This is a genomic window from Chroococcidiopsis sp. [FACHB-1243] (genome assembly GCF_014696895.1).
In the GTDB taxonomy this organism is placed as follows: Bacteria; Cyanobacteriota; Cyanobacteriia; order Cyanobacteriales; family Chroococcidiopsidaceae; genus Chroococcidiopsis.
Genome location: NZ_JACJQX010000097.1, coordinates 1 through 8,617, shown reverse-complemented (window position 1 = coordinate 8,617; position 8,617 = coordinate 1). Strand labels below are relative to the sequence as shown.

Annotated in this window: 7 protein-coding genes; 2 read left to right on the top strand and 5 right to left on the bottom strand. The window is 43.9% G+C overall.

Features of this window, described 5'->3' with window-relative positions; all coding sequences use genetic code 11:
* Nucleotides 1-119: 119 nt before the first annotated feature.
* From H6G17_RS33760 to H6G17_RS31485, 4 genes are all read right to left on the bottom strand, one after another.
* Nucleotides 120-419 (bottom strand): IS1 family transposase, encoded by a 300-nt coding sequence (locus H6G17_RS33760; protein ID WP_192162561.1) that lies wholly within the window; start codon nucleotides 417-419, stop codon nucleotides 120-122.
* Nucleotides 385-705 (bottom strand): IS1 family transposase, encoded by a 321-nt coding sequence (locus tag H6G17_RS31495; protein ID WP_192162560.1) that lies wholly within the window; start codon nucleotides 703-705, stop codon nucleotides 385-387. The genes H6G17_RS33760 and H6G17_RS31495 overlap by 35 nt, the downstream gene beginning before the upstream one ends.
* A 45-nt stretch (nucleotides 706-750) precedes the next feature.
* A complete protein-coding gene (locus H6G17_RS31490; RefSeq protein ID WP_192162559.1) occupies nucleotides 751-1,131 on the bottom strand; it encodes a hypothetical protein in 381 nt (126 codons plus the stop codon).
* Between the two features lie 764 nt (nucleotides 1,132-1,895).
* Nucleotides 1,896-2,927: a hypothetical protein gene (locus H6G17_RS31485; RefSeq protein ID WP_192162562.1), complete on the bottom strand. Its 1,032-nt coding sequence runs from the start codon at nucleotides 2,925-2,927 to the stop codon at nucleotides 1,896-1,898.
* A gap of 1,029 nt (nucleotides 2,928-3,956) precedes the next feature.
* On the opposite strand from H6G17_RS31485, the gene H6G17_RS31480 reads away from it, so the two are divergent.
* Both H6G17_RS31480 and H6G17_RS31475 read left to right on the top strand, forming a co-directional pair.
* The gene (locus tag H6G17_RS31480) at nucleotides 3,957-6,806 is read left to right on the top strand and encodes a DUF3987 domain-containing protein (RefSeq protein ID WP_192162558.1); all 2,850 of its coding nucleotides are present in this window, start codon (nucleotides 3,957-3,959) and stop codon (nucleotides 6,804-6,806) included.
* A 53-nt stretch (nucleotides 6,807-6,859) separates the two neighbouring features.
* Nucleotides 6,860-7,726, top strand: coding sequence for a hypothetical protein (locus H6G17_RS31475; RefSeq protein ID WP_192162557.1), 867 nt, complete (start codon nucleotides 6,860-6,862; stop codon nucleotides 7,724-7,726).
* A gap of 106 nt (nucleotides 7,727-7,832) precedes the next feature.
* Here H6G17_RS31475 and H6G17_RS31470 read toward each other — a convergent pair whose 3' ends face one another.
* Complete coding sequence (locus H6G17_RS31470; RefSeq protein ID WP_192162556.1) at nucleotides 7,833-8,336, bottom strand: isoprenylcysteine carboxylmethyltransferase family protein; 504 nt, start codon at nucleotides 8,334-8,336, stop codon at nucleotides 7,833-7,835.
* Between the last annotated feature and the right edge of the window lie 281 nt (nucleotides 8,337-8,617).

Here is an 8,617-nt window from a genome sequence, read left to right as displayed (position 1 = left end):
TCTGCTTTTGGCGAGAAAATATATCGTCGAACCGACGACACCAGTTATCAAAACATGCTGGCATCGCTGCACTTACTTGATCTTTCATTTACGCTGCTCCTGTTGAGACTGACGTAAAACTACCTCGGTGACTGTATTGTATCTCTATTTTTTCTTACTTTTCTACAAAGTCCCACTAGTAGTTTCTTGAGTTGGAGAAAGACTTCATCTTTGCGACGACCAAACACATAAGCTAAAACTTTTCCACTTTGACGGTCAATGGCATGCCATAACCACCGAGGATTGCTCTTTTTAGCTACATAGCTCCACATCTCGTCCAGTTCTGACTCGCCAACATCAGCTTCTTGAGACTCTTCAACTCGGACAATATCTACCTCTATGCTCTCAGGTTTTAACCACTGCAAGAGTTTTTGATTCACTTGCTTGAGCTGTGTGAGTTTTTTTTAATTCCTGAATTACTGTTGTGGGACTAACGCGCAACACCCGTGCAATATCTCTCACCCCACTTCCATTCAGCGTCATCTCCACAATTTGCTGCTTGACTTGTCTAGTCCGTCCTGGATAAGTCTGGCTCAGAACAAAAGTACGGTAGGGGCAATTAGTGTTTTGGCAACGATAACGCTGTTTGCCTACTACTGATTTACCATGTTTGACTACTTCTGTGCTGTGACAATGCGGGCATTCAACTGGTAGCCAAACGGTCATAATAGTTTACTCAGCTCTCTACTGGTTACTTCTTACTCATTATAGTCAAGCAACCAATCTAGAACACCACCATAAAGCGATAGGCGGCTGCTGCTCGTCCAAGTTTACTAATAAAACATCAGCTTCGCCCCGATTGAATATATCAAGGCATCTTACAGTATCTTTTCCGTAATATCGCTCTAACTGAGGATTGCGTTTATCAGCATCGTAGGCTACAAGATTAATCTTTTTATTAACGTATACCTGTAATAATCCTCTAGAAAACATACTCTTTCCTACACCTCCTTTGTCACCAGTTACTATTACTAAACGCTTTTGGTTTGCTTTCTGCAATTCTGAGTTTGTATTTTCTACATTAGACTCATTACTAGCTTCGTTAGATATGTGTTCTGTAGACATTGCTGTACTTTCTCTTCTTTTAGTCATAAATATTTAACTGAATACAATAAAACTGTACTTATTTACTCTTCTTCCAACTGTACAGATCTCAATTTCGACATATTTTTTTTGATACTAGGTGCTGTTTTGACTAGCTGTTTATGTCTGAGCTTAGGTAGTAAAATATGTAAATACGAATATCACTGACTGGAAAGCGGTTGTAGATAAATTAGAGCAAATCTGTTCAGTTACTAAAGGCTTTAACCTACTAAATTCTTCTACTTGGCTCATCTTACTTTCAAATCTACTTTAGCAAGAACAGATAAAGAGCTTAAATTTTCTCAGAACATTATCGTATTTCTCCTCAACGGCAATGCTTTATATAATTTAAATGGTGTATTTAGCTTTTCAATCTAAATCTGAATAAGATACAGAACTGTATATTTACCTTTCTTCTAGCTACCATTAAGAGATAAAAAACTTTATTGAACATTGCATTTAATGATGATAAATTAATATTTTAGTAATATTTTTACTAATTCAATAATTTTTGGTTAAAAAATAAAATATTATTACATTTAGTTTTAATGAAATTTAATCCAATAGTAACAGTTGCATAAAATAATTATTTGCTAATTTCAAAATATACAAAGATTTTTTTATAATATTTGCGATAGACTTAGAAAACTTCTACAAATTTTCTCAAGTTTGAGGCAAATATAATACTGCCTTTGCCTCAGTTCGGCAGCAATCGCTTGACAACCGTTATACTTCATCTTTCCGGTTTAATTTCAATCAAATATTAGGAGTTATCAAGAGCACATCTTATCAGTATTAATTTGAAATTGGATATTAATTGCTTTTCTCTTTCCTGGGAACTCTTGCGCTCCCAATATATATTCTTCTTGTTTTAATTCTTCTACTGTTCGCCATAATAGTTGATTATTTCTAGATGGATTGCTGCCTAACAAGTCCAAATTTTTAAGTATGTAATGCTTGGAGATTGTCAAGTACTTGCCATCTTGTAGTTTATCCCACTTCATTCTACTAGCAAGATAAACTAAAAGCTTTGTTTTGTAGTTGTTTTTGGCATTGCTACCTAGCTTTTGACTAATATTTAAACTATTAGCAAAAAGCACGTATTCTCCCGTGCGACTCGGACCCTCAAAAAATTCAAGCGAAACTGTATAAGCATCTGCTAATTCGTAAGTATAGTCAGCGGCTTGAATCAAATCGAAGTTGCGCGGTACGCTATCTATTTCATAATCTTTAATTCGTAAAACGCTTTTGATAGTTACTTTAGCACCAACATTATCTCCTTTTCTAAGTGACTGAGCTAAAATCAATTCAGTTCGATGTAGGGTTACTAAATCCTGGTTGAGTTGCGATCGCAGCTTGGAAGCAAATCCGCCCTCTTTTGTACGGGTGTAACCTAAACTTTCTAGCAAATCGTTAGAGCGAAATGACACTATTGGTCCATTTCCCTGCCTCGCTGCTTGCTTGTAGAAGTACAGCACGATCGATACTTGCCTAGGATTGAGAAAGGTGAGTAGTGCCATGAACAACCGTTGAATCCTACGGTCTTGGATTTTCTCTAGTCCCTTATGAATTCCCTCATCAATGCAAGATTTGAAATCTAGCTTAGAATACTGCTGTTTTAACTCTTCCCATTCTTCAGCACAAAGATCTTCCAAAGGTACACGACGAGTCAACGCCACTTCACTCGCATCTGTGGCATCAGCTTCGACTTTCATCTCTATGTAATACCCATCTGCATCAGAACGCAATACGGGTAGGCGCACGTCAGGGTTTTTGACGGAAGCACCTGCTCTAGGCAATATCATTAGCAGTTGCCCGTCCACTGGAAATGCTGTTTCTTCGTTCTTCTCGTTCACCTGTATACGTCACCTTTAGCTCTAACTTTTCTTATACTCCAATAGCTCTAACTTTTCTATATGCACCTAACACCACAAATTATCGCAAGAATTCTTAATACTTTTCTTTCTATCTCCTCAAGATATTGCAAGAGAGTGCGTCTAGCATTTCTCGATTCGAGGACAAAGCGGCTTACCTGTAACTCCGGCGTATGTTTTTTGAGCCTTTACCTGTAACTCCGGCGTATGTTTTTACCTGTAACTCCGGCGTATGTCGTGCCAAATCACCTGTAACTCCGGCGTATGTTTTTGACCTGTAACTCCGGCGTATAGTTTTTGAAGTTCTACTGTCGCAAAGTCTCATCACATAAGTCTTTCAAAGCCAAAAAGGAAATGTTTCGGATGTTACTTTACCTGTAACTCCGGCGTATGTCATCTCAATTCACCTGTAACTCCGGCGTATGTTTTTACCTGTAACTCCGGCGTATTTGCCACCTGTAACTCCGGCGTATAGCTGTTTTGACCCCCTTGAGGTTAAGTCGTATCAGTGCTAATCTCTCCTTACATACACGTATTGCACCTTGTCGCAACTCAACAGGAGGTTGACAGCAAAATTACTGTAGTCGATTAACTTCTCGGAAATTATTATTGATCTTCCGGCGGTACTGGAAAGACTTTCCAGCTTCGACGTAAAAGTGGAATGAAGCAGATAGCTAAGTTACTGCTAACTCTACAAGACCAAATAAAAGTGCCGGAGCTGTGCGGTAAGGTCTGTGTCAGCAGTCCTTACCAGTCGCTACCGGACAATCTCAACCCAAAATTGCTTACCTATGGGGGTTAAGACACGATGTTTCATATGGCTACATTGTGCCGTTTCTGCACGGCATTTGACAAGTACTTTTCACAACAAAATAAAAATTTTCTTGGCTACAGCTGTTTGAGCCAGTGGCTAGTTGCAGTATCTCTTCCCTCCTATGCGTTGGCTGACGAGGTGCTGCTATGATTGCTAGCATTGACTTTCATCCTGCTCCCCTCGTACCCCTGCAAGCTGTTGAGCTAGAAGAAAACATTTTAGGGGCAATTCTGCTCGATCCAAATGCGATCGCAGCGGTGGAGGGTTTATCTATACAAGCGTTCTCTGTTTCCGCTCACCGGAAAATTTTTATGGTGATGCTGGAATTGCACCGCTCTGGCTTACAACCCGACTTGCTAGCAGTAACTTTCCGGCTATCGGAGCAGGGAGCTTTGGAATCCATCGGGGGACGAACCAAGCTAGCACTGATTCTGGGACGCATGGTTCACTCTGGAAATATCAAACAGTACGCCAGTCTACTTCTAGAACAATACCATCGTCACCTCCTGCTCGATCGCATTGATCGGATGGGTCAGTTGGCGAAAAAAGGAAATAATCTGACTTCATCTGTGGAAGAGTTGCAGTCAGAGCTAGATCGAATTCGCAGTGTCACCAGTGACAGTCCCAGTAGGAGTGACGAGTTAAACCTAGACCCAACAGTTCTTTCAACCACTGTCACCAGTGTCACCAAGCTTTTAGCCAAAGGATTGCCCCAGTGGGAGGAACAAGCTCATCTCGATGCCCTGCAACAGCGATCGGGGATTTCCAAGGGAGCATTTTGGCAGTTGGTAGCATCCCAGCGCATTCCATCTGAAGAGGTGATGCCGCAGGACGAACAGCAGCTCGACCGATTCATCCAGTGGAAAGACTACAAGCTAGATTTCCAACTAACTTTGCCGCACCTAGCAGAAGACCTTCTCCACGACGGGCGCGTACTGAATATCGACCCAATTATGCTGTGGCAGTACTTAATGCCTACAACCTTGTCATTAGTAGGAAAGAAAAACGTTCTCGATGTCGGTTCCCACAAAATTCCGGCGATCGCTTGGACTTGTTCTGTGGCGGAATCTGGCACGGGAAAAAGCAGAGCTGAGGGGCTGATCCTTTCTCCCTTAAAAGCTTGGCAAGAACAGGAATACAATCGTTTCAAAACTGAGTGGCAAGAGTACAAGCAATCTCAAAATAAAAAAGACAATGCTGATGAGTCAGCAGCTCCAATGCCCGAACGTAAGTTTTTATTTGAAGTTGCCACGATTCAGGCAGTGATGAAACGCTTGTCAGAGCAAGGCGAAAACGGTTCTCTGTGGGCGAGGGACGAAATAGCAGGGCTGTTCAAATCTTTAGGTCAGTTTACTACAAAAGGCGAAGGTGAAGGATTAGAATGCCTTTTACCAATGTGGGACGGTGCTTCTGCTCCAGTAGATCGGGTCATGCATGAAGATAGTTACTATCTAGCCTCATCTCGCCTGAGCATAGCTGGTGGACTCCAACCAGGGGTATTTCGCAAAATCTTTCAAGACCCTGACGATGCTCAAGGGCTACAAGCGCGGTTTCTATTTGCACTGCCAAAAGTGCAACCAGCTAAAAGAGTGGAAGGATACTGCCGATTAGCTGAGCAACTACCCCTATTTTACCGTTGGATAGACACTCAATTTCCAGCGGGGATCGTTAAACTCTCATCTGCTGCTGATGCTCGTTACGGTACAGTTTACGAGCAGATCGGGCAACAGGCAGAATTAGCCGAAACACCAGCAATTCGCGCTTGGATGCGAAAACTACCAGGGCAATTACTGCGAATCGCACTAGCTCTGCATATCATCGAGTGCTATCACGAGCCACAGCGTCCACGACACGAAATTCAGTTAGATACGTTAAATCGTGCTGTAGATTTATGCCGCTACTACCGCTCTACTTTTGAGATAGTGCAGCACTCAGCAACAGACAGCGATTCCATCAGTTCTGTCTTGACCAAGATTTGGGATCTGGCTGCAACTTCCCCTGATGGTTTAGCAGTGCGGGATGCTTACCGTAACATCAAGGCACTACAACGCCGTGCCAAAGAGATAGGGCGAAACGTTGCTGCCTACACGATTGACTTGTATTACAAATTAGAAGCGATGGGAAAGGGAATCGTGCAAAAGAGCGGGCGCGTCGTGCGTTTCGTTGCTGGCACGGCGAATGCACCCCAGCCAGATGTTAATGGAACAGAGCTGGTGACAGTGGAGACATTTCCTGAAACTACACAAACACAACAGTTGCAAGCGTCACCTCAAAATGAAGTGTCACCAGTGACAAATCTTTTGACTGGGCAATTGAATGCAAATGTTAATTGCAACGGTATAAATGGTTCGCATACTCAAAGCGATCCTCGAATGGACTTGGTGAACGAAGCTAATAGCAACGAGTCAGATAGCGAACGGGCAATCGATCGGAACGTGAAAGCGTCCGTTTCTGGTGTAGCCAGCGATTCTAATGGGTTGCCATCTGAAATAGGAATAGTTGGCGATCGCCTTAATTCAATCCCAACTGCCCAAGCTTCGCCAGCTCAAGTCCAAGGTTTACTCGCTGCACGAGAGCTAGCAACGACAATTCTGCAATGCACTACTTGGGTAGAGTTGGTGCAGATAGTTGATCGCAATCCAAGAAAATTGACAAAAGCCGCCAGACAGATGACCTCCGAACAACGCAAGTGGATTGCTAGTCTGCTGAGAACTTATCTATGTTCTAATTTTCATGCTTTGAATCAACTCTTTTGGCTGCCAGAAAAGTTACTTAGGGCTGCTCTGGAATGGCTAACTTTTACAATTCGACAGGTGACGCAGTTGACGAGCGATCGTACCACTGGTTGGAAGATAGTCGAGAGGTGTAAATTTGTTTCAGTGGCTTGCATAGGCACGCCGGAAGAATGCTGGATGTTTCTTGCTCCTGGTGGCGATGAAATTTCTTTATCAAATGTCGAGATAGCTAATGCGATAGAGAATATTGCTCTTGCCTAAAACTAGCTGGAGATCTCTATGGTTTGTTACAAATTAACCAAAGGTTTACGCCAATGTTGAATGCAGGGATTGAAGCTACTCCTGCTCCAGTCCAAGTCTTGGAGGAATTGACTCCTGACGAGGAGCGAGAACGACATCGGTTAGAGTTAAAGGTAGAAAGAGCATTTTTTGAAGCAGGGGTAGCTCTGAGGGAACTTAAAGAGCAAAGGCTATATAGAAGCACTCATCGGTCTTTTGAGGAATATTGCTATGCCCGCTTTGGATATACTCGCCGCCGCCCTTACCAGCTAATCGAAGCGGCAATCGTCTTTGAAAATTTGTGTACCAATGGTACACAAAACAGTGAAACTAACGATCTGTGTACCAATGGTACACAAGATCGCGCACCGATCGTGGAAAGACAAGTTCTACCGACTAGCGAACGCCAGGTGCGGGATTTGGTCAACCTGGAACCAGAACAACAACGGCAAGTATGGCAACAAGCTGTAAAACAAGCTGAAGGTAAAGTCCCCACGGGTCGTATTGTTAGGAGTGTAGTGGAAAAAATCAAACACAAGTCTATTCATTTAGCTTCTGACTACTGTTTTGAAGGTGAAGTTTTCTTCTTGCAACGTCTGGTGGGAGACGAAAAAAAATATAATGGCTGCTGGGCGATCGCGATTGAGGTAGAAAGCCGCTTTACTGTAAAAGCAGCAGTATATAACGGGACTTTGGAAGTGAAACAGGATCAGATGAAACCGATTGATTCACAACAGACTCAAGCAGAAGTCAGGAAAATTTACGAGCGTATTAAGCGACTGATGGAGTGTCAGCTCGATCCGATTGATGAGGCGCAAATCGAATTTCTCTGCCGCCGACCTTGGTTCACCCCAAGGCAAAAGCAAGTGTTAAGTGCAATGGAAGCAGTTTACGACAAATGAGTGCAATGGAAACAGTTTACGACACATGTTGCGATCGCGTACAAGCACACCAGTAATGAGATGTGCGCTCCTGCGTGTCAGCTCCATGTCCTTGCTCGGTGGCTGTCTATAACCAGCGACGAACAGAAGCCTTATAGGGCAAGTAGTCCGACGGGAAGCGGCTCTCCAGGTAGTGCTCCTCTCGCGGAATGACCACGAACGACATCAGCGCCACCGCTGGTATGAGGGTGACTAGTAGCCAGAGACTGTTGACCCAGAGTGCGACACCGAGCTGGAGCAGTGAGAAAGACAGATAAATGGGATTGCGGCTGTATCGATAGGGACCCGCACGCACGATCGTGGTGGTGGGACGATTGCCCGGAACGGGCGTGCCAGCGGTCCGAAACGTGCGAACAGCCCAGAGAAACAGAGCGACGGCGACAAGCACTACAATGCCTCCGAGTGGCACGCTCACTGCACGAGACACGAGCGGAACTGGCCAGGCGAAATGCAACAACAGACCCAAGGCGATCGCGCCCAGGTAGATAAAAGGCGGTCGCACGATCCCAGAGTTAGCGACTTCCGGCTCCATGCCTGTCTCCACGTTATTGCTGCGATCGTCGCTTGCCATACGAAGCTCCTCCAAGTCGAAGAAAGTTCACCTAGGGCTGCCGCTCAGCCGCGAATGCTATACAAAAGGGAACTAACCTTTGCGCCGATCCGAAGATGTCGTGGATTAGACGAGAGGGTCTGCTACAGGGCTGCCGCCGCCGAACAATAATTGTACTGAAATTACAATGCCAGGAAATGCGGTTGTGTCGCAAAGATCTTTTAGAGACGAACGATCTGTATCGTTCACATTTCTCTATGCAGCAATTCCAAAGATTGATTCAATAAATTTTACTTGAGACA

Bases quoted from the DNA above. Each gene is read 5' to 3' on its own strand.
- H6G17_RS31490 (WP_192162559.1), bottom strand. From the start codon at position 1,131: ATGACTAAAAGAAGAGAAAGTACAGCAATGTCTACAGAACACATATCT.
- H6G17_RS31485 (WP_192162562.1), bottom strand. From the start codon at position 2,927: ATGATATTGCCTAGAGCAGGTGCTTCCGTCAAAAACCCTGACGTGCGC.
- H6G17_RS31480 (WP_192162558.1), top strand. From the start codon at position 3,957: ATGATTGCTAGCATTGACTTTCATCCTGCTCCCCTCGTACCCCTGCAA.
- H6G17_RS31470 (WP_192162556.1), bottom strand. From the start codon at position 8,336: ATGGCAAGCGACGATCGCAGCAATAACGTGGAGACAGGCATGGAGCCG.
- H6G17_RS31475 (WP_192162557.1), top strand. From the start codon at position 6,860: ATGTTGAATGCAGGGATTGAAGCTACTCCTGCTCCAGTCCAAGTCTTG.
- H6G17_RS31495 (WP_192162560.1), bottom strand. From the start codon at position 705: ATGACCGTTTGGCTACCAGTTGAATGCCCGCATTGTCACAGCACAGAA.